The organism is Microbacterium galbinum, from assembly GCF_023091225.1.
Taxonomy (GTDB): domain Bacteria; phylum Actinomycetota; class Actinomycetes; order Actinomycetales; family Microbacteriaceae; genus Microbacterium; species Microbacterium galbinum.
On the sequence record NZ_JAHWXM010000001.1, the window covers coordinates 1,372,505 to 1,399,269 of the forward strand.

Below are 26,765 nucleotides of genomic sequence, written 5' to 3' on the forward strand. Positions count from 1 at the left end.
TGACGAGGGCTCGGTCTCAGGTGCTGAGCCGGCGCCGATCTGCGGCGGAGGCAGACGAAAGGGGACGCGATGTCGGGCATCGTGTCTGCGTCGTCCCCCAAGCAACGCCTGCGCAATGTCGCCGCCCACGGCCGTCACATCCTCACCTCCTCGCCCTCGCGTCTCGCCATCGTGGTGTTCGCGCTGCTGATCCTCGTGTTCACGGCGCTGCTCTCGCTGCCGATCGCTGCGGCCGATCGCACCGTCACCCCGCTCAGCGACGCGCTGTTCACGGCCGTCTCGACCATCTGCGTCACCGGCCTCGCGACCGTCGACATGGCGAACCACTGGTCGCCGTTCGGGCACGTGCTCATCTTCGTCGGCGTGAACATCGGCGGTCTCGGCGTTCTGACCCTCGCCTCCCTCATGGGCATGGTGATCTCGAAGCGCCTGGGGTTGCGCGCCAAGCTCCTCGCCGCGGGCGACACCAACCCGATGCGCGCGCACGGCGGCGTCGTCAACGAGAGCCAGACCGTCCGCCTCGGGGAGGTCGGCCAGCTGCTGCGCACCGTCGCCTTCTCGGCGCTCATCATCGAGGGCGCGCTCGCCGTGCTCCTCTACCCCGGACTCGTGATGGCCGGGGTGAGTCCGATCGCCGCTCTCTGGGAAGCCCCCTACTTCGCCGCGATGGCGTTCACGAACACGGGCTTCGCCCCCAACGACGGCGGCGTCGCGGTGTTCGCCGACGACTACCTCGTGCTGTCGCTGCTGATGGTCGGCGTCTTCCTCGGAAGCATCGGCTTCCCCGTGATCTACTCGCTGGCCAAGCACGTCTGGCACGTCAAGCGCTGGTCGCTGCACACCAAGCTCACACTCGTGACGACCGTGCTGCTCTTCGTCCTCGGGGCCGCCGTCTTCCTCATCCTCGAGTACCAGAACCCGAAGACCTTCGGCTCGATGGATGCCGCCGACACGACGTTCCAGGCCTTCTTCCTGTCGGCGATGACCCGCTCGGGCGGTTTCAACGTGATCGACATGGCCGACCTCAACGGCTCGTCGCTCGTCGCCGCGAGCATGCTCATGTTCGTCGGTGGAGGATCGGCGTCGACCGCCGGCGGAATCAAGGTCACCACCCTCGCGGTGCTCGCGATCGCGGTGTGGTCCGAGGCGAAGGGTCGCCAGTCCGTCGAGGTGTTCGGCCGGCGCATCCCCAGCGACGTGCAGCGCGTCGCGCTCAGCGTCGTCGCCTGGGGAGCCACGATCGTCGCCCTGTCGACCATCGTCATCGCGCAGATCACGAAGGCCGACATCAGCCACGTGCTGTTCGACGTGATCTCCGCCTTCGCCACCGTCGGACTCTCGACGGGCCTCACCGCCGAGCTCCCCGACGCCGGCTCCTACGTGCTCGCCGCCACCATCTTCATGGGGCGCATTGGTACAGTGACTCTCGCCGCGGCAGTCGCCGCGACATCGCGATCGCAGTATTACTCACTGCCCGTGGAAAGGCCGATCGTTGGTTGAAGTCCTCCGGGGCGACGCTCCCGTCCTCGTCATCGGTCTCGGCCGGTTCGGCGCCGCCTGCGCGGGCGAACTCGATCGTCTCGACCGAGAGGTCCTCGCGATCGACGGCAACCTCGAGCTCGTGCAGAAGTGGTCGGATCGCGTCACGCACACCGTGCAGGCCGATGCGAAGAACATCGACGCCCTGCGCCAGATCGGCGCCCAGGACTTCCAGGTGGCGGTCGTCGCGGTCGGCTCGTCGATCGAGGCATCCGTCCTCATCACCGCCAACCTCGTCGACCTCAAGGTCCCGCAGATCTGGGCCAAGGCCGTCTCGCAGTCGCACGGCAAGATCCTCGCCCGCGTCGGAGCGAACCACGTCATCTATCCGGAGCGCGAGGCCGGCGAGCGCGTCGCCCACCTCGTCAGCGGCCGCATGCTCGATTTCATCCGCTTCGACGACGACTTCGTGCTCGCCAAGATGTACCCGCCGAAGTTCATCCGAGGCATCGGCCTCAACGAGTCCGGCGTGCGCACGAAGTATCGCGTCACGGTGGTGGGCGTCAAGAGCCCGGGCAAGCCGTTCCGCTACGCCGAGGCGAACACGATCGTCACGAACCACGACCTGATCATCGTCTCGGGCACCAACAGCGACATCGAGCGCTTCGCCGCCCTCGACCGCTGACGCGCGCGACTCGTACAGGTCGGGCGAGGCGTCAGGCGTCGATGTCGAGAGTGATGTCGACGACATCGTCGATGCCGATACCCTCACCGTCCTGCAGAGCCTTCTTGATCGGGACGATGTAGCCGCCGTCCTTCGGCCAGAGCGACGTCGTCACGCGCGTTCCGCCGATCGTGACGGATGCCGGGATCATCCCCCACCCGTAGGTGACGACCGCGGCGACCTCGCCGATCATCACCGCTTCGGTCTCGGGCACGGTCACGAAGTGGAACGGCGCGGGCCCGCGCCAGAACCAGATCTCGCCCGAGAATCGCAGCCGCATGGTCACGCCCCGGCGGCGAGCTCCCGAGCGCGCGCCAGCGCGGCCGCCGAAGCATCCGCGAACGTCTTCTCGAGGTGTGCATCCTGCAGCACCGCGATCGCACGCTCGGTCGTGCCCTTCGGACTCGTGACCCGTCGGCGCATCTCGGCCGGGGTCTCCCCCGACGCTTCGAGCAGCGCCGTCGAGCCGATGAAGGTCTGCTCCGCCATCAGGCGGGCGTCCGCCTCGCTGAAGCCGAGACCGAGGCCGACCTTCGTCCATTCCTCGATGAGCAGGAAGACGTAGGCGGGGCCCGAACCCGAGATCGTCGAGAGCGCGTCGATCTGGGACTCCGGCACCTCGATCACGGCGCCGACCGTCTCGAACAGGCGGCGCACGAGCGCCATGTCGTCGGGCGTCGATGCGGGGCCGGCGGCGAGACCGGTGACCGCCTTGCCGACCGTCGCCGGGGTGTTGGGCATCGAGCGGATGACGTGCACGTCGGCGCCCAGCGCGTCTGCGAACGTGGCCAGCGTCACACCGGCGGCGAGACTCACCACGATGGCGTCCGGGGCGAGGTGCGGGGCGATCTCGCGGAGCAGATCCGGCACCATCCCCGGCTTCACGCCGACCAGCACGATCCGGGCGGAAGCGAGTGCGTCGCGGTTACCGTCGGGACGCTCTTCGAGGGCGATGGTCGTGACGCCGGGAAGGTCGGCGAGGTCGGCGGCACTCACCCGCGAGCGGTTCGTTGCGGTGATCCCACCGTCGACGGCGATGCCCGAGGCGACGACGCCGCGCAGGATCGCCCCTCCCATCGAACCGGCACCGAGGAACGCGAGAGCGGGGAGAGAGTCAGCCATGTCGTCATCCTACGGCGGGCGCACCTGCGATCCCCAGAGGGGGCGATCTAGACTCAACACATGAGTGCATCCGGCGGCGGCAAGGCGATCATCGCAGCGTTCCTGGCGAACATGGGCATCGCGCTCGCGAAGCTCGTCGCCTGGCTGCTCTCGGGGTCCGCGTCGATGCTCGCCGAGGCCGTGCACTCGATCGCCGACTCCGGCAACCAACTCCTGCTCCTGCTCGGCGGACGCAAGTCGCGCCGCGAGGCCGACCGCGCGCATCCCTTCGGCTACGGCCGCGAGCGGTACGTCTCGGCGTTCGTCGTGTCGATCATCCTGTTCTCCCTCGGCGGCCTGTTCGCCATCTACGAGGGCATCGACAAGCTCACGCACCCGCACGAACTGGACCCCGTGTGGTGGTGGCTGCCGATCGTCGTGCTCGTGATCGCGATCGGACTCGAGAGCTTCTCACTGCGCACCGCGATCAAGGAGAGCAACCTCGTTCGCGAGAAGGGGCAGTCCTGGGTGTCGTTCGTACGCCGCTCCAAGGCGCCCGAACTGCCCGTCGTTCTGCTCGAGGACACCGGGGCACTGGCGGGTCTGAGCTTCGCACTGCTCGGCGTCGGGCTCACCGTCATCACCGGCGACTCGGTGTTCGACGCGATCGGCACGCTCATGATCGGTGTGCTGCTGGTGCTCATCGCGATCGTGCTGGGCATCGAGACCAAGAGCCTGCTCGTCGGCGAAGGCGCCACCACCGCCGACCTCGATCGCATCGTCGACGCGATCGCCGCCGGCGACGAGGTCGAGAAGCTCATCCACATCAAGACCCTCTACCTCGGCCCCGACGAGCTCATGGTCGCGGCGAAGATCGCACTGACCGCCGACAAGTCGGTGCGCGAGGCCGCCGACGACATCGATGAGATCGAGGCGCGCATCCGCGAGGCCGTTCCCGCCGCACGCGTGATCTACATCGAGCCGGACGTGTACCGGCCTGCCCTCGATCCGGAGCCCCCGACGGACGCGTTCGTCTTCAAGTCCTCGGACTGACCGGCCAGGCCGCAGCGTCAGCGCTTGCGGGCGAAGAAGTCGCGCAGCAGGGCGGTAGCGGCATCCGCTTCGAGTCCCCCGACGACCTCGGCCCGGTAGGGCAGACGGCGATCGCGCAGCACGTCGTACATCGACCCGGCGGCTCCCGCCTTGTCGTCCCACGCCCCGAAGACGACCCGTCCGATGCGCGCCTGCAGGATCGCTCCAGCGCACATGAGGCACGGTTCCAGGGTGACGACGAGGGTGTGCCCCTCGAGATTCCAGGAGCCGACGGATGCCGCGGCCCGGCGCAGCGCCTCGACCTCGGCGTGACCCGTGGGATCGTGCGTCTCCTCGCGGGTGTTGCGCCCCTCGGCGATGATGCGACCGGCGGAGTCGACGACCACGGCACCCACCGGGATCTCGTCCGCGGTGCTCGCCTCCGCCGCGAGCACGAGCGCACGGCGCATCGCGGGCAGGTCGGCGGCGGTCATGGATCGAGCCTACGACAGCGGCGTGCGGCGTCCGCCGCGCGCGGTGCATCCGATGTCGTGCCGGGCGGCTCGGCGCATTAGCCTGTATTCCATGCGTGTTCACGTCGCCGACCACCCTCTCGTCACCCACAAGCTCTCGGTGCTGCGCGATGCGCGTACCCCGTCGCCGGTGTTCCGCCAGCTGACGGAGGAGCTCGTGACGCTCCTCGCGTACGAGGCGACCCGCAACGTCAAGGTCTCTCCGATCGAGATCACGACCCCCGTCACGACGACGATGGGTGTGAAGATCTCCGAGCCCCGTCCGATCGTCGTCCCGATCCTGCGGGCCGGCCTCGGCATGCTCGAGGGCCTGGTCAAGCTGCTCCCGACCGCCGAGGTCGGATTCCTGGGCATGGTGCGCGACGAGGAGACCTTCGAACCCACGACGTACGCCGAGCGTCTTCCCGACGACCTGAGCGACCGGCAGTGCTTCGCCATCGACCCGATGCTCGCGACGGGCGGCTCGCTCGCCGCGGCCATCCAGTTCCTGTTCGATCGCGGGGCGAAGGACGTCACGGCGATCTGCCTCCTGGGCACGCCCGAAGGCGTCGCAGCGATCGAGGCGCTCGTCGGCGACCGCGATGTGACGCTCGTGCTGGGTGCGCTCGACGAGCGTCTCAACGAGAAGGGGTACATCGTGCCCGGCCTCGGCGACGCGGGCGACCGCCTCTACGGCACGGTCTGAGCCGCAGGCGGCTGTTCAGCCCACGATGAGGCGGTACGCACGCTCATCCCCGTAGTGCTCGAAGCCGGCGCGCGCGATGATCGGCGCAGAGGTCGAGACGCGTCCCTTCACCAGAGCCGTCATGGCGCCCCATTGCGCCGCGATCCGGAGGCGTTCGGACAGGACTGCACGGTAGGCGCCGCGTCCGCGATGGTCTTCGAGAGTCGCCGCGCCCCAGAGACGCGCGAAGCCGTCGGCGAGTGTCCACCCTCCCGTGCTCACCGGCTGCCCCGCGAGGCGCGCGAGCACACGTCCGTGGGTGCGCGACTCCAGCGACGCGGTGAGCTCATCGAACTCGGCACGGAGGCCCTCGTCGTCGAGAGCGAGCTGCTCCCACACCGCGACGTTGATCGCGTCGACCGCTCGGATCTGGTCGAGGTCGGTGACCAGCTCGGCGATGGCCCCGTTCGGCGGAGGTGCTGCGGCCGCGGCCTCACCATCGATCGGTCGTGCGAACACCGCGACGGTGTCGATGTGTTCGGCTCCACGCCGGCGGAGCTCATCCTCCAGATCGGGCGCGTCCGAGGGGTTCGTCCAGAACGTCAGGGTGTCTTCGCCCCAGCGCACCGTGCGAGAGATCGCATGGTCGAGAACCTCGTCCGCACGCCGCGAGGAGCGCACCTGCGACCCTCGTACTCCCCCACCGAAGCGAGGAGGGTAGCGAACGAGGAGCAGCTCCGCGTTCTCGCTCTCGGATCCTCGGGGGAACCACGCCCACTCCGCGGCTGCTCGAAGTATCTCGTCTCGGGTATGCACAGGTTCGCCTCGGTCAGTCCGCCGCGCCCACCAGGCGGGCGAAGGCGCTGAGCCGCGCCACGCCCTCCGGCGTATAGGGAAGATCGTCGAGCAGTGCCGGCGAGTGGATCAGGTAGGCCACGCACTGCGCACGGGAGATCGCGACGTTCAGTCGGTTCTGCAGAAGCAGGAACTCGGGACCTCGCGGGGCATCGCGCCCGCTGGAGGCGGCGAGCGAGGTGATCGAGACGACCGCTTCCTTGCCCTGGAAGTTGTCGACGGTTCCGACCGGGACATCGCCGAAGCCCGCGGACGCGAGCACCTCGTGCACGAGCTGGCGCTGCGCGTTGTACGGCGTGATGACGATGATGTCGGCAGGGGTGAGCGGGCGGGTCGTCGTGTTGTCATCGTCGGTGTCGGCGTTGGCGCCGGCGCCGGTGTTGTCGGTGAACGTCCGCCCGACGAGATCACGGACGATCCGCACGACCTCGGCGGCCTCCTCCGGCGACTGCGTCGCGTTGCCACGGTGTCTCAGCGGCACGACGTGGAGCCCGGGGTCGATGCCGTCGACGGATCGCTTCTCGGTTCCCGGCGCGGAGGCGAGCTTGCCGGCGTAGGCGAGTTTTGACACCGGCGCGGCGACGAACGGATGCATGCGCCAGGAGCGGGCGAGGAAGTAGCCGTACTCGGGGCGCACGACCGCATCGCCGTCCATCACCCATCCCAGTGCCGAGGTATCGACGGGTTCGGGGTGAGCACCCTGACTGACCTGCGGCAATTGCTGCGGGTCGCCGAGGAGCAGCAGGCGCTTCGCACCCGCCGCGACCGCGATGGTCGAGGCGAGCGAGAACTGTCCCGCCTCGTCGATCACGAGCAGATCGAGACCTCCACGCTCGACGCGGGCGGTGTTGCTGAAGTCCCAGGCGGTGCCCCCGACCACGACACCCTCATCGGCGTGCTCGGCGAGGAAGGCCGCCATGCCGCTCTTCGGGATCACCGTGTACGCGGGATCGGAGTCGGGGTCCTTCGGCGCCTTCGCGACCTGCGCGGGCGCCACGCCGTCGGCGACGACTCGGGCGAGCAACGTCTCGATGATGGCGTGGGACTGCGCGACGACCCCGATCTTGAACCCGTGCTCGTTCACGAGCCGGGCGATCACGCGTGACCCCGTGTAGGTCTTGCCCGTTCCGGGAGGCCCCTGCACCGCGAGGTAGCTGCGGTCGAGGTCGAGCACGCCCCGGACGATGGCGTCGATCGGGTCGCCGGCGCCGGCCTCCACCGGCGGAAGCGGCGCGCCCGAGCGTGTACGCGGCGGGATCCGGCGCAGGATGTCGGTCGCCGGATCTTCCGGGAATCCCGGAGCTGCGGCGTGCACGGCGTCGGCCCATTCGTCGATCGCTCCCTGCAGGGAGACGACCCGCGGCGGCGCGGCGGGCGTCAGGGCAAGGGGGAGCTCGTCCCAGGTCTGCCCCTGGATCGCCGTCTCGGTGATGAGGAATCCGTCCTCGAGAACCTCGGCCACCGTCACGGCGTGCGGCACGTGCACCGCGCGCGAGGGGATGTCGACGTCGAACGGCGCCGGTGCCTCGTACAGTGCGAACGGCTGCGCTCCCACACCCAGCGTCGTTCCCGGCGAGACCTCACCGCGGATCTCGATGTCGCGGGACATCACCCGACGTCCCTCGCCGATGCTCCACTCGCGGCGCACGACCGAGGAGCCCGCATCGACGCGCACCACGTCGCGCGTGCCCTCCCACATCGTGACGGGCTCACGGAGCCGCTGGAAGTGCGAGACCCAGAAGCTCTTGGCCTCGCGCGGGAAGTAGTCGATCGCCGCTGCGGCGATGCGATGGACCTGGCCGTCCTGGCCCGCTTCGACGGCGCGCTCCGCGTCGGCGAGGAGGGCCACCGACCGCGGAGAGGGCTCGTAGATCACCTGGTCGGCGGCGTCGGGAGGGGCGGGGCTGACACCCTTCTGCCGCGCGATCTCGATCAGCCAGTTGCGCAGACGGCGCGTCGAGACGCAGTCGTAGCGGTTGTAGTCCGCGAGATCGGCGAGCACCGCGTCGGCATCGCTCTGCTCGCCCGCCGCCGCGAGCTCACGCGCGGCGACGTACTGCACGATCGAGTCGTCGCCCTTCTGCACGTCGCTCGTGCGCACGTCGTCGCCCATGTAGAGCGGCTCGAGCTTCTTGATCGAATACGAACGCGAACCGACGCGAACCGTGCGCAGCACCAGGGGGTAGAGGTCGACGAAGACCCCCTCACGGAGCAGTCGATCGACCTCGCCCTCGCGCACTCCGTGTCGCGCCGCCATCGCCACCAGGTGCGAAGTCTCGTAGGGCGCGTAGTGGTAGATGTGCATTCCGGGGTGGGCGGCCCGGCGCACGGCGACGAAGTCGAGGAAGGTCTCGAACGCGCGGCGCTCCTCGGCGAACGTGTGCGCCCAGATGGCCGTGTACTGGTCGGCGTTGTCGACCCAGCCGAAGAGATAGTCGATGCCCCAGTGCGACTCCCCGATCGGCGCCGGCTCCGTGTAGAGCGGGTCGCCTTCGAAGTCGAAGAAGATGTCGCCGTGGCTCGGCACCGGGAGGGTGTGGATCGCCGGCGCGTAGTGCACGTCGAAGGTGGGGGCACCGCTGGCATCGGCGCGGAGCTGCAGAGCGGCCTGCGCACGGAGCCCTTCGAAGGTGTCGACGTTCATTCCCGCCGGCGCCGTGGGCGCGGTGGCGAGCTCGTCGATGGTCGCGATACCCGCCGCACGCAGTCGGGCGCGCTGGACAGGACGCATGCGTGCGACCATCAGCAGGTCGCGGTGCGCGATCACCTGTTCCTCGCACGTCGCACAGCGGCCGCAGGCGACGACCTGCAGATCTCCCCGGTCATCGCCCCAGGCGAGCGGGTCGCCCTCTGCTCCCGCATCGATGCGTCGATCGGAGATCAGTGCGCGCAGGCGGGCGCGACGCACCTGGAAGAGCGGGAGCAGGTCGTCGACGGCGTGTGTGCTGAGCGTGCCGTCTCCCAGGATGAGATCGACCTCGTCGGCGCGCGGCACTCCCAGTCGATCGAGTTGGTCGACGTATGCCGCGAGCTGCATCAACGCGGTGACGCGCGCCTTGCGCGCCAGTTTCGAGTCCTGCACCCGCCAACGGCCGTCGGCATCGCGTCGCAGGAAATCGGCGAACCCCACGAACTCCTCGGTGGCGAACGCCGCCTGGAAGACGACCTCCGCATCCGAACGCAGAGCCGCCAGGCTCTCCTCGACCGCAGCACCCAGCGCCGCGGCATCCGTCGACGACACCTTCGCGATCTGGCGCACCGCGTCGTCACCGAGTTCGGCGACGTACCGCGCGAGCACGTTCCTCTCGTGGACGTCACCGAGCAGCGCCGCACGCGCGAGCGTCGCGTCTTCGGGCTCTTCGACCGCCGGAACCCGGCCCAGCTTGGCGTCGATCGCACGGCACCAGGCGAACTCGCATTCGGCTGCGGCCTTGAGGTCGCTGGCGCTCCAGATGACGCGCTGCGCCTGAGTGTCGATCCGCACGATGCTCCATTTCGTCGTGCTTCGACACTAGCTGCGGCATCCGACATCGCCGCAGCTCACGGCACCCGGGTCAGCGCCACCAGGTGTCGTCGGGCGTCACGGGGAGGTTGCGCTTGTGCTGGGTCGCGAGGTAGCGCGCTTCGATCCGGCCGGCCACCTCGGAGTCCACCGGGCGCCCCTCGAGGAAGTCGTCGATCTGCTCGTAGGTGAGTCCGAGCTCGTCCTCGTCGGCGCGTCCGGGTTGCCCGTCGAGCAGATCCGCCGTCGGCACCTTGAACGCGAGCCGGTCGGGGGCGCCGAGGAACTGCAGCAGCGCGCGACCCTGTCGCTTCGAGAGGCCGGAGAGCGGCAGGATGTCGGCGGCCCCGTCACCGAACTTCGTGTAGAAGCCGGTCACGGCCTCGGCGGCGTGATCGGTGCCGATGACGAGGGCGCCCTCGTGCCCGGCCAGCGCATACTGCGTGACCATGCGCACCCGTGCCTTGATGTTGCCGCGGTTGAAATCGCTGATGTCGCTGGTCACGGCGAACTCGATATCCTCTTCGACGCCGTCGACGCCGTTCTGGATGTTGACCTCGACCGAGCTGTCGGCGGCGATGAAGGCGAGTGCCGCCTCGGCATCCGCTGCGTCGTGCTGCACCCGGTACGGAAGGCGCACGGCCAGGAAACGGGCTTCTCCGCCTTCGGCACGCACGCGCTCGACCGCGAGCTGTGCGAGGCGACCGGCGAGCGTCGAGTCCTGACCACCCGAGATCCCGAGCACGTAGCCTCGGGCGCCGGTGGTGCGGAGGTAGTCGGCGAGGAACTGCACCCGCCGTTCGACCTCGGACTCGGGATCGATCTCGGCGCGAACACCGAGGGCATCGGAGATCTGCTTCTGCAGGGACACGGCTTCCTCCACTCTTCCTCCTCCCAGTATCTCCCGGTCCTGTTACGGAGGGATGACGCATCGCGGATGCCCCGCGGCTTCGCGTCGCCCGCCGGCACCTGGCAGGATGGCGAGGTGAAACTTCTCGTCGCCGCCATGGCATCCGAACTCGAAGCGTTCCCCGAGAACCTCGAAGGATTCGATCAGCTCGTCACCGGCGAGGGCAAGATGCAGGCGACGTACGCCCTCACACGCGCGCTCGACGCGAAGCCCTACGACGAGGTCGTCGTCGTCGGCACGGCGGGTGGGATCGATCCGGATCTCGACGCGAGCGTCCACGAGATCGGGAGCGCCCTGCAGCACGACGTGTTCGATCTCGACGGCATCGCGGGCCAGCACGTCTCACTTCCGGCGCGCGTGTCGACGGGTCGCGACGGCGTGCTGATCGCGACCGGCGACAGCTTCGTGGGCGATGCCGGCATCACGGCGGTCATCCGCCCGTCCGGCGCCGGACTCGTCGATATGGAGACCTACGCGTACATCTGGGTCGCCGAGAAGTTCGGGGTGCCTATCCGGGCGTTCCGCGCGATCTCGGATCGCGCCGAGGAGGGCGCGCTGGTCGATTTCCGGGCGGCGATCGCCCGGTGCAGCGTCCAGCTGCGCGAGGTCATCCGGCAGGAGTACGGCGTCTGAGCGGCGCCGCCGTCCGCGCATGTGCGCGGATACCGCGTCCGCACGCCTGAGCGGATGTCGCGTCAGCGCGTCTCGATGACGCTGGGCCCGGCACTCGTCGCACGTACGCGGAGCTGCGCCGGGATCTGATCCTGCATCGCCTCGACGTGACTGATCACGCCGACGGTTCGACCGCCCTGCCGCAGTTCGTCGAGCGTGCGCATCGCGACGTCGAGGGTGTCGGCGTCGAGAGACCCGAAGCCCTCGTCGATGAAGAGCGTGTCGAGACGGATGCCGCCGGCCCGGGCGGTGACCACCTCCGCGAGTCCGAGCGCGAGTGCGAGGGAACTCAGGAAGGTCTCGCCGCCCGAGAGCGACTGCGCGGGACGTGTCTGCCCGGTGAAGGCGTCGTGGACGACGATGCCGAGCCCCGATGCGGCGCCGCGTGCGGCGAGGGCGTCGGAGTGCCGGAGCTGGTAGCGGCCCGTGGACATGTCGCCCAGCCGACGGTTGGCCGCCTCGACGATCTCCTCGAGCTCGGCGGCGAGCACGAAGGTCTCGAGCGTCATCTTTCGTGTGTTCGGGCCCCGACCGGCGATCGAATCGGCGAGGTTCTGCAGCACGGCGTGCTCGGCCATCTCCTCGGCGCTGCGACCGTGCTCGTCTGCGGCGGCCGCGGTGAGCGACGTCAGCCGTTCGAGCACACCCGCTGCGGCTCCGGCGGCGGAGACTGCGGTGATCCAGCCGGCCCGGGCGTCGGCGGCGGATGCTTCGAACGGCGCGATGTCGATCGGTTCGTCGGGGAGCGCACGCATCTCGAGCGGCAGAAGGATGCTCTTCTCCTTCTCGCGGCTCACGGCGTGCCGGGTGATCTTCTCCTCGAGTGCGTCGCACTCGCGCGGCGAGCGCAGAGCCGCGCGGGCGTCGTCGATCGTCTCGAAGGGCGAGTCGGTGAGTGCGCTCCGTCGAGCCGCCTCGGCCTCGGCGCGAGCGAGCTCCCGCTGTTCGAGGTCGCGGAGCGCGGAGGCGAGCGCCGTTGCAGCGGCGATGCCGTCGCTGGTGATCGCGATGCGCGATGCGACCGAAGGGAATTCACCTCGCGCTTCGACGATGCGCGCTTCGGCTTCTCGGGCGCTCTGCTCCTGGGCGGCGAGGGTCTCGCGTGCCGCCCCCACTGCCGCCTCCGCGGCGGCGCGCTCGTCGTCGAGGGCCTCCGCTCGAGCGGAGATCGCGGAGATGGCGGCGTCATGGGTGGCGAGAGCACTCTGCGCATCGATCGAGGATCGCCGCTCGGTCTCGAGCGCCTCGAGTTCGGCCAGCGCCGTCTCTGCGGTACGACCCTCAGCGGCGGCCTCCGCTCCGGCGATCTTCTCGCGGAGCGACACGTGATGCTCGGAGGCGGCACGTTCCCGTCGAGCAGCCAGGTCACGCACGGCCTCCGCGGCCTCGACGTCGTCTGCCGACACCGGGTCGGCGTGCACGGCGGGAGCCGGATGCTCGCGCGACCCGCACACGGGGCACGGTTCCTGAGCCGTGAGAGTAGAGGCGAGTTCTCCCGCGAAGCCGTCGAGGCGCCGTCGACGCAGGAGCGCGAGCGCGGTCTGAGCCGTCGCCACCTCGTCGGTCGCCTCCGCGAGCGCACGCTCGGCCGCGGCGCTCTCCTCCCGCAGCTCTTCGCGACGGCGCACGGCCTCCGCGCGGGTGATCGCCTGGTCGCGCCGTCGGGTGAGGTCGTCGAGACGGTCAGCGGTGCGCCTCGCTTCGTCGCGGGCGTGGGTTTCCCTGGCGAGCTCGGCGGGCAGGTCGCCCTGCTCCCGGACGAGCTCGGCGACGCGTGCGGCGGCCTCACTCGCCGCGGCACGCGCGCGTTCGATCTCCGCGTTGCGGGAAGCGGAACCCTCCTCGAGCAGAGCGGCCTGCTCCCATGCGCCACGCTCGCTCAGACGCTCGGCAACCCAGTCGTTCAGCAGGTCGACGGTGGGGGCGTCGAGACCCGCATCGACGGCGCCCCACTCGTCTTCCGCGATCCGCGCCGACTCCGCCGCGGACTCCGCGGCGCGTGCGGCCCGTTCGGCGGCATCGATCACTGCGCGGAGGGCCTCGGCGCTGCGCGCGGACGCGAGCGCGACCCGATCCTCGTCGATCTGCGGCTGCTCGGCGTCCAGTATCGCGAGCGCGGCACGCGAACGGTCGCGTTCGCTCTGCGCCGCACGTTCCTCACGAACCTCGGCGAGTCGGGCATCCGCCGCCGCGAGTGCGCGCTCGGCATCGTCGCGTTCGGCACGGCGGCGCTCGCTGCGATACGCGGCTCGCGCCTCGGCGCGGCGAAGATCGTCGAGGCGTCCGCCCGTGTCGGCGGCGGGCACGTCCCGCGACGCCGCGGCTCCGGGTGTCGGCCCACCGCCGGAAGCGCCGGCGGACTCGGAAGCGAACGGCTCATCCGCCGCCGCAGCGCCTCCGGACGCCGCGGACTCGCCGGACGCCGCGGACTCTCCGGACGCCTCGGACTCCGCGGTGTGCGCGCGCTCATCCGCTCCCAGCGCCTCCCGAGAGACGAGCGCCTCGGCCTCGTCGAGCCGCGCTCCGATCGTCGCCAGACGCAGGTCGAGTGCGCGTTCCGACGCTCGACGCCGCTCATCGAATCGCGTTTGCACGTCGTCGAACCGCTCGGTGCCGAACAGCCGGCGGAGAAGTGCCTGGCGGTCCTTGCTATTGGCGAGCAGGAACTCCGAGAAGCGGTTCTGGGCGAGAAGGATCACCTGCAGGAACTGCTCGCGGCTCAGTTGGAGGATCTCGTCGAGTTCGTGAGCGACGTCGACGGCGCGGGCGGCTCGCCCGATCCATCCCGACTCCGTGTGCTCCTCGAGAGCCACCGCCGGTGCCTGTTTGGTCAGACCGCCTCCGCGTTTGGCCGGGCGCAGGTACTCGGGCGAACGCGTGACCCGATAGCGACCCGCCGGGGTGCTGAACTCGATCGAGACCTCGGAGATGTCATCGGGCTCGCAGTAGTCGCTGCGCAGCCGCTTCTCGCCGCCTTCGTAACGCGGCACTCCGCCGTAGAGCCCGAAGCACACGGCATCGAGGATGCTCGACTTGCCCGCACCCGTGCGACCGGCGATCAAGAAGATGCCATCGTCGGCGAACGAGTCGAAGTCGACGACCTGGCGCGAGCGGAACGGACCGAATCCCTCGGCCTCCAGGCGGTGCAGGCGCATCTAGACGAGCGCCTCTGCGCGCACCCGGTCGTCGAGCACCTCACGGATGAGCTCGATCTCACGTGCCGTGGGCCCGTGGCCCTCGCGGACGTGCTCGAGGAAGGCGGCGATGCGTTCGTCGTCGCTCACGGCCTCGCGCAGACGCGCCGCGTACGACCCTTCACCGCTCTCGACCGTCGTCGCCGGCAGGTGCTGCACCAGTGCGCAGAACGGAAAGCGCTCACGGAGGCGGCGCATCGGCTCGGTCTGCGGAAGCGCGTCGGTGTAGGTCGCGCACACCCAATCCTCGGCGTGAGCCGCGACGTTGTCGTCGGAGAGGATCTCGTCGAGGGTGCCCGTCAGAGTGACGAGCCGGCGCGGAACCGGGAGGTCGAGCCACTCGACACCCGCGAGCCCGCTCTCTCCGATCTCGACGAGCCAGGAGCCGCGCGGCTTGCTCTGCTCGCCGAAGCTGTAGTGCAGGGGCGCTCCGGCATAGCGCACGCGGTCGCTCAGGCGGTTGCGGCCGTGGATGTGCCCGAGAGCGACGTAGTCGGGGCCGTCAAACACCTCGAGCGGCACGACGTCGAGCCCGCCCTGGCGCACCTCGCGCTCGAGCCCCGTCGTCGCATCGACTCCGGCGGCGAAGCAGTGGGCGATCGCGACCGAGCGACCGTCGTGACGCGCCATGCCCTCGCGGACGAGATGCATGGCATGCGCCATCGTCTGCGCCTGGGTGCGCAGGGGACGTCCCTCGGCATCTCCCTCGGGCCAGTGCTGGCGCACGATCGCGGGCTCGAGATACGGGATCCCGAAGAAGTTCACCGGACCGTCGACATCGTGAATCGTCACCGGCGTGCCGATCGCCAGCGGATCGGTGAGCACGTGGATGCCCTCGCGCAGCAGCCGGGCCTGGAAACCGAGTCGGGCCGCCGAGTCGTGGTTACCGCTCGTCACGACGACGCTCGCCCCCGTGTCGTGCAGCGCGACCAGCGCATCGCCGAGCAGGGTGTAGGCGGGACCCGATGGCGTCGCGGAGTCGAAGACATCGCCCGCCACGACCACGACGTCGACCGCGTGCTCCCTCACCTGCTCCGTGAGCGCTCCGAGCACCTCGGCCAGCGCGTCCATGGTCGAGTTGCCATGGAAGGTGCGGCCGATGTGCCAGTCGGAGGTGTGCAGGATGCGCATAATCACACGGTACGAAGGGCCACCGACATTCCGTCCGAGGCGTGCCGCAGCAGCCGTTCACCGGCGGCGGATCGACGGGGCCGATCGTCGATCCGCCGCCCGACGGGCGACCGGCTCCGCTCAGTGCGCGGAGGGGACGGCCTCTCCGAGCGACGGCAGCAGCGCGCTCTTCGATCCGCGAACCATGGTCGCCGCGATCACCGAGGCGGCGACCATGAAGATCGATGCGGCGATGAACGTCCAGCCGTAGGCATCCGTGAGTCGCTCCGGACCAACCTCTGTCTGCGCGTGTCCACCGACCGCGGCCGCGTAGACCGCCGTGAACACCGACAACCCGATCGATCCGCCGATCTGCATCGCCGAGTTCGCGACCGCCGACGCCACCCCGGCGTCGTGCGGCGCGACGCCCGAGAGCGCCAGGTTCTGCAGAGGGATGAACACGAAGCCCATCCCGATCCCCAGCAGCACCAGCGCCGGGGCGATCTGAACGACGTACGCACCGTCCGGTGTGATTCCCGAGAGCGTGAACAGGCCGACCGCACCGATCAGCGGGCCGACCACGAGCATCGGGCGCGGGCCGATCACGGGCAGCAGCTTGGTCGCGATCGGCGCGAGCACCATGGTCGCGATCGGGAGCGGGAGGCTCGCGAGCCCGGCCTGGAGCGCTCCCATGCCGAGAACGAACTGCAGGTGGAACGTCAGGTACACGGTCGCGCCGATCATGATCGCGCCGGCGACACCCTGGATGAGGAACGCGCCGCCGCGCACGCGGTCGGCGACCACACGCAACGGGAGCAGCGGGTGCGCGACCCGACTCTCGACCCAGACGAAGAGTCCGAGGAGCACGCCGCCGAGCACGAGGAAGCCGATCGTCAGGGGCTGCGCCCACCCGCCCTCGGCGAGGCTGAACCCGTAGACGAGGGACCCGAGTCCGAGGGTGACGCTCAGGGCACCCGCGATATCGAGGCGCTTGCTGCCCTCAGCCGCGCTCTCGGTCAGCACGATCGCCCCACCGGCCACGCCGATCACGACGAAGACGAGGTTGACCAGCAGGCACCAACGCCAGTCGGCGAATTCGGTCAGGACGCCGCCGAGCAGCATGCCGATGGCCGCGCCGGTGCCGGCGACCGTGCCGAACACGGCGAAGGCGGTGTTGCGCTCCCGTCCAGTCGGGAACGTCACGGTCAACAACGCCAGGGCCGCCGGCGCGAGGAGGGCGGCGAACACGCCCTGCAGGCCTCGCGCGAGGACCAGCTCCCAGCCCTGCTGGGCGAGACCGCCGTAGAGGGAGGCGGCTCCGAAGCCGAGCATGCCGATCAGGAACGCCCGCTTGCGTCCGATGAAATCGGCGATCCGGCCGCCCAGGAGCAGGAGCGCTCCGAAGGCGAGGGCATAGGCCGTCACGACCCACTGGCGCTGCACGTCGCTGAGATCGAGAGCGGCCTGAGCACGGGGCAGGGCGATGTTGACGATGGTGCCATCGAGGACGACGACCAGTTGGGTCAACGAGAGGACGACGAGCGCCCACCATCGGGTCTGAGGGCGGGCGCGCAGGGATGACGACATGGAAAAACCTCCGGTGTCTGGTGAAGGATGCCGGAGGTTTCGAGCCTCGGACCAGCGCGCCGCGGGCGCCTGACCACCTCAGCCGACGGGGCTGAGCAGAGCTCGACTATAGCAAGTCGATCGAGAGGTTCGTAAGCGGAAGGTCCCCTGACCCACCCTCGTCACGACGATCGGCACGCGGTGATGCGAGATGCGCGGTGCGCGATCACCTGTGCGGCGTGCGGGGCTGCGCGATGCGAGATCAGGGCTGCCCTCCGCCCACAGGTGCCGGGACTTGCCCCTCCCGGCGGGGGTTGTGCCCGCCTCGTCGTGACTACCGACTTCCGCTACTCCTCCAGATCGTTCGTCCAGTTCGCCTGCTGGATCCGGTTGTCGAGTTCGCGCAGCTCCTGCGCGACCCGATCCGCGTTCGCCCGCAGCTCCGCCACGGGGAGCGCCGAGATCTGTCGCAGCTCCGAACGCATCTGCCGGGGGAACTGCGTGTTGCCGGATGCGGATGCCGCGGCATCCGTCAGCAGTGAATGCCGGAGCCGCAGCACGTCCCGCGTCGCGAGCGCGTCGGTCATCGTGCCGTCGGTCCCCAGATCGAGCCGTGCATTCGTGGCGTTGATCCGGCGGATCAAATCGCGCAGCCGTGCGAGGTCGGCTTCGGCGTCGACCAGCAGTGCGTTCGCGTCCTCGGAGGGCTCCTCCCCCTCCTGGAAACGGGCGTTCGCTGTGATCCGCGCGCGAAGCTGTTCGATCCGGCGCTGCAGATCGGCCCGTGCGGTGAGTGCCTCGGCGACTTTCATACGCCCCATCCTTCCAAATCGACGTCGTAACACAACGTCACGGACGAGGCGGTCACCGTGAGCGCAGCAACGACGCCTTCTCGGGGTGCGCCGAGAACCAGTCGGCAACGTACCAGCAGACCGCGTCGACCTTGCGGTCACCCCGCTCCTCGATCTCGGCGACCGCACCCTCGACGACCGTCCCGGCATAGCCGTGGCCGCGGAAAGTCGGGATCGTGAAGGCCCGAGTGAGCGCGATGGTGCGACCGTCGTCGCGGTAGTCGAGCACGCTCACGAGCTGCCCGTCGCGGGTCAGCGTGTAGCGGGAGGCGTCCTTCTCGTCGGTGAGGATGAAGCCGGAGGCGAGCGTCGATTTCGTCATCGGAACCACGTTACGCCCGCCGCGCGATCGTGTGGTCGTTTTGACACGGGCCGACACGATCGGACATAATCCCCCCATGACCACCAACGCACGCCCTTTGTCCGCCCAGGAGGCGAACGGGACTGCCGGGATGATGATGCCCGGTCGCGTTGGCATGTGTTGCCGAATGTGCAGCTGAACGAACAGCCACCCGCCCGACCCCGTCCCTCGCGATCTTCGAGGCAGGGGTCCCCGAGCATCCACCCTTTGCTCGCTTCCCGGCTCGCCCCGGTCATTCATGCAACGCATCAGAGCCCATCGGCTCACGTCCTGAGGACTTCATCATCATGTCGAACATCGCACTTCTCGAGCGTCCCGCCACCGCCCCGCTGCGCACCGTTCCCGCACGCACCGAGGCAGACGCACCGTTGAACACCGCCGCCGATCTTCCCGCCGCCCGTTCGCCGCGCGGCTTCGCCCTCTACGTCGGTCTCGACGAGATCAAGGCCGCCGAGGCCGGCGTGAGCCTTCCGCTGCTCGTCGACGCCCTCCGCCGCACGCTCGCCGAGCTCGCCCCTGGCGCCGAGACGCACGCCACGGTGGCCCTCGCCCCGCACGGCTCCGGCGGCAAGGACCTCGACGTGGTGCGTCTCGCCCTGCACGAGCCCGGCGCGATCGCCCGTACCAAGGCCGCGGCCGAGGACGACGCCGTCGACGAAGAGGGCGGCGTGACGGTCGACATCTCGCGCAAGCGCGTGCTCATCGACGGCGAGTCCGCAGCGTTCACCTACAAGGAGTTCGAGCTGCTGCAGTACCTCGTGCTCCGCGAGGGCCGCACGATCGAGCGCTCGGAACTGGTCTCGGCCCTGTGGCAGGCCCAGGACGACGAAACGCCCGGTGAGCGCACGATCGACGTGCACGTTCGCCGACTGCGCGCCAAGCTCGGCCGCTACGAGGACATCGTCCGCACCGTGCGCGGCATCGGCTACCGCTTCGATCGCCACGCCGATGTCGTCATCCGCTACGGACACGGCACCCCCTCGCCCGACCGCTTCTGACCCGCGCACCCATCGCTCTGTCGGACGCCCGACGTAGGGTGGGCGCATGACGATGACAGCGGATGCCGATGCGGCCGAGGCCGCGCGCGCTCCGCACGAGATCGTGTACCGACCGGAGCATCCGCTCGACCTGCTGCGGACCGTGGGGATGCTGCGTCGCGGGCGGAACGACCCCACGACCGTCATCGACGGCGGCGTCATCTGGCGCGCTCTGCGCACCCCCTCCGGCATCGCGACGATCGCACTCCGCGCCTCTTCGGGAGAGGTGCGGGCGACCGCCTGGGGCCCGGGAGCCGGCGATGCTCTCGACCGGGTCCCCCGGCTCTGCGGGGCCGACGACGACGCAGAGGGCTTCGATCCGACCCGGCATCCGCTGATCGCCGATGCCGCCCACCGTCACCCCGGTCTGCGGCTCACGCGTACCGACGAGGTGTTCGACGCGCTCGCATGCGCGATCATCGAGCAGAAGGTCACGGGCATGCAAGCCTTCGGGGCCTGGCGTTACCTCGTCACCCGCTACGGCGAGCGCGCCCCCGGCCCGACCCCGCGTCCGATGCACGCCGCTCCCCCGCATTCCGTCTGGCGCACGATCCCGTCGTGGATCTGGCAGCGCGCCGGCGTCGAGCCGCCGCAGTCGAAGACGCTCGTGCGCGCGGCGCAGCGCGGCGACAGCATCGAACGCGCCACGCGCGCCGCAGAGACCGGCGTCGACCGCGACCGCGTGCTCGCCAGCCTGCCCGGGATCGGCCTCTGGACCTCGGCCGAGACGCGCATCCGCGCGCTCGGAGATGCGGATGCCGTGAGCGTCGGCGACTATCACCTGGCGCACCAGGTCGGTTATGCACTGACCGGCACGCGCACGGACGACGACGGGATGCTCGCGCTCCTCGCCCCGTGGGCGGGCCATCGGCAGCGGGTGCTCCGCCTCATCCACGCCAGCGGCGTGCAGGAGCCGCGCCGAGGTCCGCGCCTCGCGCCCGAGGACCACCGCGCCCGCTAGCCCTAGGCTGTGACCATGAACCCGTCTCGTCGTCGACTCGCGCTCCGCCTGATCGTCACCGTCGGCCTGCTGGTGCTGGGCGTCGTGATCGGCCTGATCTTCCAGAACGTCTGGCTCGGCGTGCTGCTCGCCGCCATCGTCTGGATCGGGTGGTTCCTCGGCTACGAGTCGCGGCGCGGGCACAACGCCGGCGTCAACGACGAGGACCACGGTATCGAGCTCTGATGCCCCTCCTCGATCATCTCGGCATCACGGTCGCCGACCTCGAACGCGGGCGCGCCCAGTTCGCCCCGGTGCTCGCCGCGCTCGGCTTCGCGATCGGTTACGGCGACGATCACTCGCTCTCCTGGAACAAGGATGACGAGACCGAGCTGATTCTCATGGCACCGCGCGACGACGACCCCGAACCGCACCGTCACGGACGCGTCGGCTGGCAGCACCTGGCGTTCGCCGTCGACTCCCGCGACGACGTCGAACGACTGCACGCCATCGCCGTCACGGCCGGCTGGACACCCGTGCGCGAGCCGAAGGAGTACCCGCGCTTCACCGAGCGGTACTACGCCTCGTTCGTCGAGGACGACGGCGGCATCCGCATCGAGTTCATGCACAACCCTCCGCGCGACGTTTGACACCCACCCCGCCCGCCCCCTAATGTTGCAAGGCTGCGCCGACCGGTGCAGCACTCAGCCGAGGAGACGACGCATGACCGCCCTGCGGAATCAGCCCATCGCCACGGTCGCAGCCCTTCCGCAGAAGCGCCACGACCGCGATGAGTCGTACCCTCCGGCGCGCGCCGTGTGACAGCATCCGCTGTCCCCTGCCCCGCACCGTCAGGTCCGGGGCTTTTTTTATGAGTGCCCGACCTGTGACTGAACATCACGAAGGAAAGGAATCATGGAGAAGCTCTCCGCGCGGCTGCTGTCGTGGGCGTCGCTGATCGACGAGAAGACACTCGATCAGGCGCACACCACGGCACGCATGCCGTTCATCCACCCGCACCTGGCACTCATGCCCGATGCGCACCTCGGCAAGGGGGCGACGGTCGGCTCGGTCATCCCGACGCTCGGCGCCATCATCCCCGCCGCCGTCGGGGTCGACATCGGCTGCGGCATGATCGCCGTCCGCACGCAGTTCACGAAGAGCGACGTCGCCGGACGCGACCTCGCGCCGCTGCGGGTGCAGATCGAGCGCGCCGTACCGCTGTCGGCCGGCCACCACAACAACAAGATCGTCGCCACCGCCGAGCCCCGCATCGCGGAGCTCGAAGCGCTCGCCGAGCAGAACGGGTTCGACCCCGAGTCCTACGCCAAGAACTGGCGACTGCAGCTCGGATCGCTCGGCTCCGGGAACCACTTCATCGAGGTCTCCCTCGACGAGCTCGACCGGGTGTGGCTGTTCCTGCACTCGGGTTCGCGGGGTGTGGGCAACCGGATCGCCGGCCACCACATCGCGGTGGCACAGCGGCTGGCGAAGCAGTGGTGGATCGAGCTTCCCGACCCCGACCTGGCCTACCTGGTCGAAGGCACGCCGGAGTTCACGCGATACATCCGGGAACTCCGGTGGGCCCAGCACTTCGCGCTGCTGAACCGGGAGGAGATGATGGATCGGGTGATCCGGCAGGTGTCCGACTTCGTCGGCGCACCCGTCGACGAGCAGGAGCGGATCAACTGCCACCACAACTTCACCGAGTCGGAGAAGCACTTCGGCAAGCGGGTGTGGGTGTCGCGGAAGGGCGCGATCCAGGCGGATGCCGGTCGGCCCGGGCTCATCCCGGGATCGATGGGCACGGCGTCGTACGTGGTCGAGGGGAAGGGTGACCCGCTGTCGCTGAACTCCTCGCCTCACGGTGCCGGTCGGGAGTACTCCCGGTCGGCGGCGCGGCGCACGTTCACCCACGAGCAGCTGCGGGAGGCCATGGTCGGGATCGAATTCCGCGACACGGATGCCTTCATCGACGAGATCCCGCAGGCGTACAAGCCGATCGATCGGGTGATGGCGGATGCCGAGAGCCTCGTGACGATCCGGCACACGCTGCGGCAGATCGTGAACGTCAAGGGGAACTGATCTCCCTGCACAGGGGGGCGTGATTCGTGGGTCATCCACGGGTCACGTCCCCGTGTAGATGTCACCCTGCGGACGCTGGCAGACTGCTCGGATGGCAGCCGGCGATCAGACGACCGGCGACGCCTCGACCTCGGCGGGACGATCCGTGAACGCCGTCTTCGGTACGAAGACGAGAGTGACGGCGGCCACCAGGGCAGTGACGCCGCACACGATCCACACGGTGAAGTACCCGGCGAGCGACCCGGCGGTGCCCTCGGCCGCCGCACCGGCCGATTCGGCCACGCCGTTCAACAGCGCGATGCCGAACACGCACGACGCGATCGCCCCGCCCACGGTCTTGACCGAGTTCGTCAGGCCGGTCGCCACGCCCGTCTGCGTGGCGGGCGCACCGGATGCCGCCGCCGCGGGAAGCGCAGCCACGAGCGCTCCGGAGCCGAGTCCGGCGATCACCATGTTCGTCACGACCTGCGCGTAGGTGTCGTGGAACGGCAGGAACAGCAGGAACCCGATCCCGACCAGGAGCGACGCGCCCATCAACGTGAGCCGGGGCGTGGTGCGACGGGCGACCAGCGGGAACAGGAGCGCGCCGGCGATCATCGCGATCAGATAGAGCCCGATGATCAGCGAGGTCTGGAAGCCGGAGGTGCCCAGTCCGTAGCCGTGCACACCCGGGTCCGTGCGCGCGAAGGTCGACAGCGGAGCCTGCGCGCCGAGCACGCTGACGCCGAAGAGACCGGCGGTAAGGAACACCGGGCCGAGGGCCGGTGAGCGGAACATGCGCACGTCGATCAGCGGATCGTCGCGGCGGAGCTCCCAGAGCACGAACGGCACGACCAGCACGATCCCGAGCAGCACCACCGCCCACGACCACGGGTTCACGAGGCCGCCCTCGAGGCGCAGCAGGCTGAGTCCACCGGTGAAGCACACGAGGGCGAGCGAGATGAGGATGAGCCCGACCGTATCGAACGCACCGCCCGTGGGGTCGGGCGACTCCTTCACCCCGAACAGGATGACGAAGAAGCAGACGACGATGAGGATCGCCGGCACGAGGAGCACGACCGTCAGCGGCAGCACGTCGACGAGTGCACCTCCGGCGAGCGCCCCGAGGATCGCTCCCCCCTCGAGGGCGGCGACGAGGAGACCGGCGGCCTTCGCCGTGATCGTGGAGCGCCCCTCCATCCGGCGCGACCGCGACCAGATCAGGGCGATCTCGAGCGGGAGCCAGACGACGTAGAAGCCCATGAGCGTCCACGCGACGAGGAAGACCCCGAACGAGTCGGTGAACGGCAGCACGAGTGCTGCCGCGGCGGTGAGGGCCGTCGAGATCAACAGCATCCGCTTGTGGCCGACCATGTCGCCGAGCTTCGCGAAGGCGGGCACCACCAGGGCCGACAGCATGAGCTGCGTGCCCTCGAGCCAGTTCACGTCGGCGTCGTGGATGCCGAGGTGCCGGGCGATGTCGGTGAGCATCGGGGTGTAGTACCCCTGCAGCACGCCGCTGGTGAACTCGACGAACGCGAGGTAGCCGACGACGGCGGCCAGAGTGCCCAGTGTGCGCGTGCGCGTCATCGCGACTCCTGCTTCTCGTGGGGCCCCCGGACCCATCGAGGGGCGACTGAGATCACACTAGCCGTTCGAGGAGAGCGCGATGGAACCGCTCTCCCCGCGCGAGGGCGGCGATCTCGACGTTCTCGTCGACGCCGTGGATCGATGCCCGCTGGGCGTTCGACATCTCGAGGGGAGCGAAGCGGTACACCGCAGGGGCGAAGCGATGGAAGTGCCGGGAATCCGTCGCCGCCATCATCACGTACGGCACGGCCGGCACGCCCGGATGCGAGATCTCGAGCGCCTCGGCGAGCAACGCAAACTGCGCGTTCTCGGTCGACGATTCGGGCGACGGTTCGCTCGCCTCGACGACCTCGACCTTCACGAGCGGGTCGCGCACGCGCCGACGCACGCGCAGCACCGTCTGCTGCGTCGTCTCTCCGAGCGCGATGCGCAGGTTGACGGTGGCGGATGCCTGCGACGGGAGCACGTTCGCCGCGGTCCCGCCCGACTGCATCGTCGACGCGACGGTCGTGCGCACGAGCGCCGCCGGCTCTCCCCCGAGCGCGGCGAAGACCCGCGCCGTCAGCAGCGGCGCGGAGGCGAGCACCCGGAGCAGATGCCGCGCCGACCCGGGCGTCTGATCGGCGAGGCGCGACAGCATCCGAAGGATCGCCGTCGACGCCCGCGGCCGGAACGTCGTGGGGCCCAGCCGATCGACCGCGCGCGCGATGCGCCGCACCGCCGTGAGGGTCGGCGGGGCGGAGGCATGACCGCCGTCCCCGCGGGCCGAGAGCCGCACGGTCATCACGCCCTTCTCGCCGACGCCGATCATCGCCGCACGCCCGGGTACGAACGGCAGGGGCGCATCGACCACCGCTCCTCCCTCGTCGACGACGAGCCAGGGAACGATGCCGCGGTCGCGCAGCACTGCGGCGATCTCCTGCGCCGCGTGCCCGTAGGTCTCCTCGTTGCCACCGAACGACAGGTAGACATCGCGCGCTGGGACGAAACCGTCGGCGAGCAGGTTCTCGACGGCTTCGAGCACGACGATCAATGGCCCCTTGTCGTCGAGCGCGCCCCGCCCGTACACGATGCCATCGGCGATCACACCGGCGAAGGGAGGATGCGTCCAGGCATCGCTCTCGTCGACCGGGACGACGTCGTAGTGAGCCATCAGCACGACCGGCCCCTCGGATGCCTCCGCCCTCCCACGCCAGTGGAAGAGGAGCCCGAAATCGGTGTGGCGCTCGAGCGCGAGACTCTCGTGCGTCAACGGGTAGAGCTCGGCGATCAGGGCGACGAAGGCGTCGAACGGCTCCCGTCCCCGCTCTACGAGCTCGGCCGAGACGGTCGGCAGCTGGATCATCCGCGAGAGGCGTTCATCGATGCCGGGGCGCACGGTGGGGGTCACGTTCGCCATCGTATCGACCGTGTCCGCCTCCGCAGGAGCGAGGGGGAGAATGGAGGGGTGAGCCTCTTCGCCTTCGCCCCCTCCCGTGGACCGCGTTGGCCCCTCGCCCTCCAGGCCGCGATCGGCATCGCGGCACCGATCGCCGTGTTGACCGTCCTCGGCCAGGCACCGCTCGGTTATATCGCCGCCTCCGGCGCCTTCACGGTGCTCTACGCGGGCTCCGCCCCGGTGGTCGATCGTGCGCGGGTGCTGCCGATCATCGCCGTATCGCTGCTCCTGAGCGCCGCCCTCGGCATCCTCGTCGCGGGGAACACCCTCGTGGTGAGCATCGGTGTCGTGGTGATCGCGACCGTGAGCGCGGCTCTCGCGTTCGGTTTCCGGCTCGGCCCTCCCGGTCCCCTGTTCTTCGTGCTGGTCTACGGGTTGTCCGCCCACGTCGTCGCCTCCGGAACGATCGACCCGTTCGTCTATCTCGCAGCCCTCACCGGCGGTTGCCTGTTCTCGTACCTCGTCGCCCTCGCGCCGCTCGCGCTCCCCCGCATCCGGCGGATCCGGGCGCGCCCGATGCGGGAGCTCCTCCCCGGGCCGGCCTGGAACGCGGATTCCCGGATGCTCCTGCTCCGCGTCGTGATCGTCGCGATCGTGGGCGTGCTGCTCGGCCTCGTGATCGATCCCGATCGCACCTACTGGATCGTCGGTTCGGCCGTCGCCGTGATCGGTGTGGCCGCCGCACGACGCGCCGCCTTCCAGCGCGGGCTGCATCGGATGCTCGGCACCGTGGTCGGTGCCGGCCTCTACATCCTGCTCGCGCTGCTGCACCCGGCCGGCATCTGGCTGGCCCTGCTGCTGGGGCTGCTGCAGTTCTCGATCGAGCTCGTCGTGGTGCGCCACTACGCCCTCGCCCTCGTGTTCATCACCCCGCTCGTGCTGCTGCTGACGGGCGCGGCGACCGGAAGCATCGGGTCGCTCGACGTCGCGGGCGAGCGGATCGTCGACACGATCGTCGGCGCGGTGCTCGGCGCCGCCTCGGGTGTGCTGCATCCGCGGGCGGAGGCGAGGGATGCGTGAGGGCGCGCTTCCCCTCCACCGATGACGACCTGAGCGAGCGGCCTCGTCAAACGCACCGCGTTCTGAGCGGCGCCTCGCGACCGAGTCTCGGCGGCGGGAACACGAACCTGCGCTCGGCGGTT

General features: G+C 69.7%; 24 protein-coding genes. 11 read left to right on the plus strand and 13 right to left on the minus strand.

Annotated features, from left to right (window positions below; translation table 11 throughout):
• The first annotated feature begins 69 nt into the window (after positions 1-69).
• Together KZC52_RS06685 and KZC52_RS06690 are read left to right on the plus strand one after the other, a co-directional pair.
• The gene (locus KZC52_RS06685; RefSeq protein WP_247623265.1) at positions 70-1,500 is read left to right on the plus strand and encodes a TrkH family potassium uptake protein; all 1,431 of its coding nucleotides are present in this window, start codon (positions 70-72) and stop codon (positions 1,498-1,500) included.
• The gene (locus KZC52_RS06690) at positions 1,493-2,164 is read left to right on the plus strand and encodes a potassium channel family protein (RefSeq protein ID WP_247623266.1); all 672 of its coding nucleotides are present in this window, start codon (positions 1,493-1,495) and stop codon (positions 2,162-2,164) included. The genes KZC52_RS06685 and KZC52_RS06690 overlap by 8 nt, the downstream gene beginning before the upstream one ends.
• Positions 2,165-2,195: 31 nt before the next feature.
• Here KZC52_RS06690 and KZC52_RS06695 read toward each other — a convergent pair whose 3' ends face one another.
• Complete coding sequence (locus KZC52_RS06695) at positions 2,196-2,483, minus strand: DUF1905 domain-containing protein (protein WP_247623267.1); 288 nt, start codon at positions 2,481-2,483, stop codon at positions 2,196-2,198.
• 2 nt (positions 2,484-2,485) lie between these two features.
• Positions 2,486-3,325, minus strand: coding sequence for a pyrroline-5-carboxylate reductase (gene proC / locus KZC52_RS06700; protein WP_247623268.1), 840 nt, complete (start codon positions 3,323-3,325; stop codon positions 2,486-2,488).
• 60 nt (positions 3,326-3,385) lie between these two features.
• Between proC and KZC52_RS06705 the strand changes: the two genes are divergently transcribed.
• Positions 3,386-4,357 (plus strand): cation diffusion facilitator family transporter, encoded by a 972-nt coding sequence (locus KZC52_RS06705; RefSeq protein WP_247623269.1) that lies wholly within the window; start codon positions 3,386-3,388, stop codon positions 4,355-4,357.
• 17 nt (positions 4,358-4,374) lie between these two features.
• Here the strand turns inward: KZC52_RS06705 and KZC52_RS06710 are convergent, their stop codons facing one another.
• Positions 4,375-4,830, minus strand: coding sequence for a nucleoside deaminase (locus KZC52_RS06710; protein ID WP_247623270.1), 456 nt, complete (start codon positions 4,828-4,830; stop codon positions 4,375-4,377).
• Positions 4,831-4,921: 91 nt separating this feature from the next.
• Between KZC52_RS06710 and upp the strand changes: the two genes are divergently transcribed.
• Complete coding sequence (gene upp, locus KZC52_RS06715) at positions 4,922-5,554, plus strand: uracil phosphoribosyltransferase (protein WP_247623271.1); 633 nt, start codon at positions 4,922-4,924, stop codon at positions 5,552-5,554.
• 15 nt (positions 5,555-5,569) lie between these two features.
• On the opposite strand, the gene KZC52_RS06720 is transcribed toward upp, so the two are convergent.
• From KZC52_RS06720 to nadE, 3 genes are all read right to left on the minus strand, one after another.
• Positions 5,570-6,214, minus strand: coding sequence for a GNAT family N-acetyltransferase (locus tag KZC52_RS06720; protein WP_247623272.1), 645 nt, complete (start codon positions 6,212-6,214; stop codon positions 5,570-5,572).
• Between the two features lie 148 nt (positions 6,215-6,362).
• Entirely contained in the window at positions 6,363-9,872 is a 3,510-nt protein-coding gene (locus tag KZC52_RS06725; RefSeq protein WP_247623273.1) for a TM0106 family RecB-like putative nuclease, read from the minus strand.
• A gap of 70 nt (positions 9,873-9,942) precedes the next feature.
• Complete coding sequence (gene nadE, locus KZC52_RS06730) at positions 9,943-10,761, minus strand: NAD(+) synthase (protein WP_247624726.1); 819 nt, start codon at positions 10,759-10,761, stop codon at positions 9,943-9,945.
• Positions 10,762-10,875: 114 nt separating this feature from the next.
• Between nadE and KZC52_RS06735 the strand changes: the two genes are divergently transcribed.
• On the plus strand, positions 10,876-11,433 hold the full coding sequence (locus KZC52_RS06735; protein ID WP_247623274.1) for a phosphorylase family protein: 558 nt from the start codon (positions 10,876-10,878) through the stop codon (positions 11,431-11,433).
• A gap of 62 nt (positions 11,434-11,495) precedes the next feature.
• On the opposite strand, the gene KZC52_RS06740 is transcribed toward KZC52_RS06735, so the two are convergent.
• The 5 genes from KZC52_RS06740 to KZC52_RS06760 form a co-directional block, all read right to left on the minus strand.
• Positions 11,496-14,627, minus strand: a complete 3,132-nt coding sequence (locus KZC52_RS06740) for an AAA family ATPase (protein WP_247623275.1) — start codon at positions 14,625-14,627, stop codon at positions 11,496-11,498.
• A complete protein-coding gene (locus KZC52_RS06745) occupies positions 14,628-15,797 on the minus strand; it encodes an exonuclease SbcCD subunit D (RefSeq protein ID WP_247623276.1) in 1,170 nt (389 codons plus the stop codon).
• 120 nt (positions 15,798-15,917) lie between these two features.
• The gene (locus KZC52_RS06750) at positions 15,918-17,363 is read right to left on the minus strand and encodes an MFS transporter (RefSeq protein ID WP_247623277.1); all 1,446 of its coding nucleotides are present in this window, start codon (positions 17,361-17,363) and stop codon (positions 15,918-15,920) included.
• Positions 17,364-17,689: 326 nt separating this feature from the next.
• Positions 17,690-18,154: a DIP1984 family protein gene (locus KZC52_RS06755; protein WP_247623278.1), complete on the minus strand. Its 465-nt coding sequence runs from the start codon at positions 18,152-18,154 to the stop codon at positions 17,690-17,692.
• Between the two features lie 52 nt (positions 18,155-18,206).
• A complete protein-coding gene (locus tag KZC52_RS06760) occupies positions 18,207-18,515 on the minus strand; it encodes a GNAT family N-acetyltransferase (protein WP_247623279.1) in 309 nt (102 codons plus the stop codon).
• A gap of 326 nt (positions 18,516-18,841) precedes the next feature.
• Between KZC52_RS06760 and KZC52_RS06765 the strand changes: the two genes are divergently transcribed.
• From KZC52_RS06765 to KZC52_RS06785, 5 genes are all read left to right on the plus strand, one after another.
• Positions 18,842-19,552: a winged helix-turn-helix domain-containing protein gene (locus tag KZC52_RS06765; RefSeq protein WP_247623280.1), complete on the plus strand. Its 711-nt coding sequence runs from the start codon at positions 18,842-18,844 to the stop codon at positions 19,550-19,552.
• 46 nt (positions 19,553-19,598) lie between these two features.
• The gene (locus KZC52_RS06770) at positions 19,599-20,552 is read left to right on the plus strand and encodes a DNA-3-methyladenine glycosylase family protein (RefSeq protein WP_247623281.1); all 954 of its coding nucleotides are present in this window, start codon (positions 19,599-19,601) and stop codon (positions 20,550-20,552) included.
• A 15-nt stretch (positions 20,553-20,567) separates the two neighbouring features.
• Positions 20,568-20,777, plus strand: a complete 210-nt coding sequence (locus KZC52_RS06775; RefSeq protein WP_247623282.1) for a hypothetical protein — start codon at positions 20,568-20,570, stop codon at positions 20,775-20,777.
• Entirely contained in the window at positions 20,777-21,181 is a 405-nt protein-coding gene (locus KZC52_RS06780; protein WP_247623283.1) for a VOC family protein, read from the plus strand. Before KZC52_RS06775 ends, KZC52_RS06780 begins: the two co-directional genes overlap by 1 nt.
• A gap of 265 nt (positions 21,182-21,446) precedes the next feature.
• Positions 21,447-22,616 (plus strand): RtcB family protein, encoded by a 1,170-nt coding sequence (locus tag KZC52_RS06785; RefSeq protein WP_247623284.1) that lies wholly within the window; start codon positions 21,447-21,449, stop codon positions 22,614-22,616.
• Between the two features lie 105 nt (positions 22,617-22,721).
• On the opposite strand, the gene KZC52_RS06790 is transcribed toward KZC52_RS06785, so the two are convergent.
• Entirely contained in the window at positions 22,722-24,185 is a 1,464-nt protein-coding gene (locus tag KZC52_RS06790; RefSeq protein WP_247623285.1) for an MFS transporter, read from the minus strand.
• 52 nt (positions 24,186-24,237) lie between these two features.
• Entirely contained in the window at positions 24,238-25,584 is a 1,347-nt protein-coding gene (locus KZC52_RS06795; protein WP_247623286.1) for a M20/M25/M40 family metallo-hydrolase, read from the minus strand.
• 48 nt (positions 25,585-25,632) lie between these two features.
• Between KZC52_RS06795 and KZC52_RS17540 the strand changes: the two genes are divergently transcribed.
• Positions 25,633-26,643 (plus strand): FUSC family protein, encoded by a 1,011-nt coding sequence (locus KZC52_RS17540; RefSeq protein WP_247623287.1) that lies wholly within the window; start codon positions 25,633-25,635, stop codon positions 26,641-26,643.
• Positions 26,644-26,765 lie beyond the last annotated feature (122 nt).

Excerpts from the sequence above, each read along its gene's own strand:
- KZC52_RS06685 (WP_247623265.1), top strand. The coding sequence starts at position 70 with ATGTCGGGCATCGTGTCTGCGTCGTCCCCCAAGCAACGCCTGCGCAAT.
- KZC52_RS06695 (WP_247623267.1), bottom strand. The coding sequence starts at position 2,483 with ATGCGGCTGCGATTCTCGGGCGAGATCTGGTTCTGGCGCGGGCCCGCG.
- proC (WP_247623268.1), bottom strand. The coding sequence starts at position 3,325 with ATGGCTGACTCTCTCCCCGCTCTCGCGTTCCTCGGTGCCGGTTCGATG.
- KZC52_RS06705 (WP_247623269.1), top strand. The coding sequence starts at position 3,386 with ATGAGTGCATCCGGCGGCGGCAAGGCGATCATCGCAGCGTTCCTGGCG.
- KZC52_RS06710 (WP_247623270.1), bottom strand. The coding sequence starts at position 4,830 with ATGACCGCCGCCGACCTGCCCGCGATGCGCCGTGCGCTCGTGCTCGCG.
- upp (WP_247623271.1), top strand. The coding sequence starts at position 4,922 with ATGCGTGTTCACGTCGCCGACCACCCTCTCGTCACCCACAAGCTCTCG.
- KZC52_RS06740 (WP_247623275.1), bottom strand. The coding sequence starts at position 14,627 with ATGCGCCTGCACCGCCTGGAGGCCGAGGGATTCGGTCCGTTCCGCTCG.
- KZC52_RS06745 (WP_247623276.1), bottom strand. The coding sequence starts at position 15,797 with ATGCGCATCCTGCACACCTCCGACTGGCACATCGGCCGCACCTTCCAT.
- KZC52_RS06750 (WP_247623277.1), bottom strand. The coding sequence starts at position 17,363 with ATGTCGTCATCCCTGCGCGCCCGCCCTCAGACCCGATGGTGGGCGCTC.
- KZC52_RS06755 (WP_247623278.1), bottom strand. The coding sequence starts at position 18,154 with ATGAAAGTCGCCGAGGCACTCACCGCACGGGCCGATCTGCAGCGCCGG.
- KZC52_RS06760 (WP_247623279.1), bottom strand. The coding sequence starts at position 18,515 with ATGACGAAATCGACGCTCGCCTCCGGCTTCATCCTCACCGACGAGAAG.
- KZC52_RS06765 (WP_247623280.1), top strand. The coding sequence starts at position 18,842 with ATGTCGAACATCGCACTTCTCGAGCGTCCCGCCACCGCCCCGCTGCGC.
- KZC52_RS06770 (WP_247623281.1), top strand. The coding sequence starts at position 19,599 with ATGACGATGACAGCGGATGCCGATGCGGCCGAGGCCGCGCGCGCTCCG.
- KZC52_RS06775 (WP_247623282.1), top strand. The coding sequence starts at position 20,568 with ATGAACCCGTCTCGTCGTCGACTCGCGCTCCGCCTGATCGTCACCGTC.
- KZC52_RS06780 (WP_247623283.1), top strand. The coding sequence starts at position 20,777 with ATGCCCCTCCTCGATCATCTCGGCATCACGGTCGCCGACCTCGAACGC.
- KZC52_RS06785 (WP_247623284.1), top strand. The coding sequence starts at position 21,447 with ATGGAGAAGCTCTCCGCGCGGCTGCTGTCGTGGGCGTCGCTGATCGAC.
- KZC52_RS06790 (WP_247623285.1), bottom strand. The coding sequence starts at position 24,185 with ATGACGCGCACGCGCACACTGGGCACTCTGGCCGCCGTCGTCGGCTAC.
- KZC52_RS06795 (WP_247623286.1), bottom strand. The coding sequence starts at position 25,584 with ATGGCGAACGTGACCCCCACCGTGCGCCCCGGCATCGATGAACGCCTC.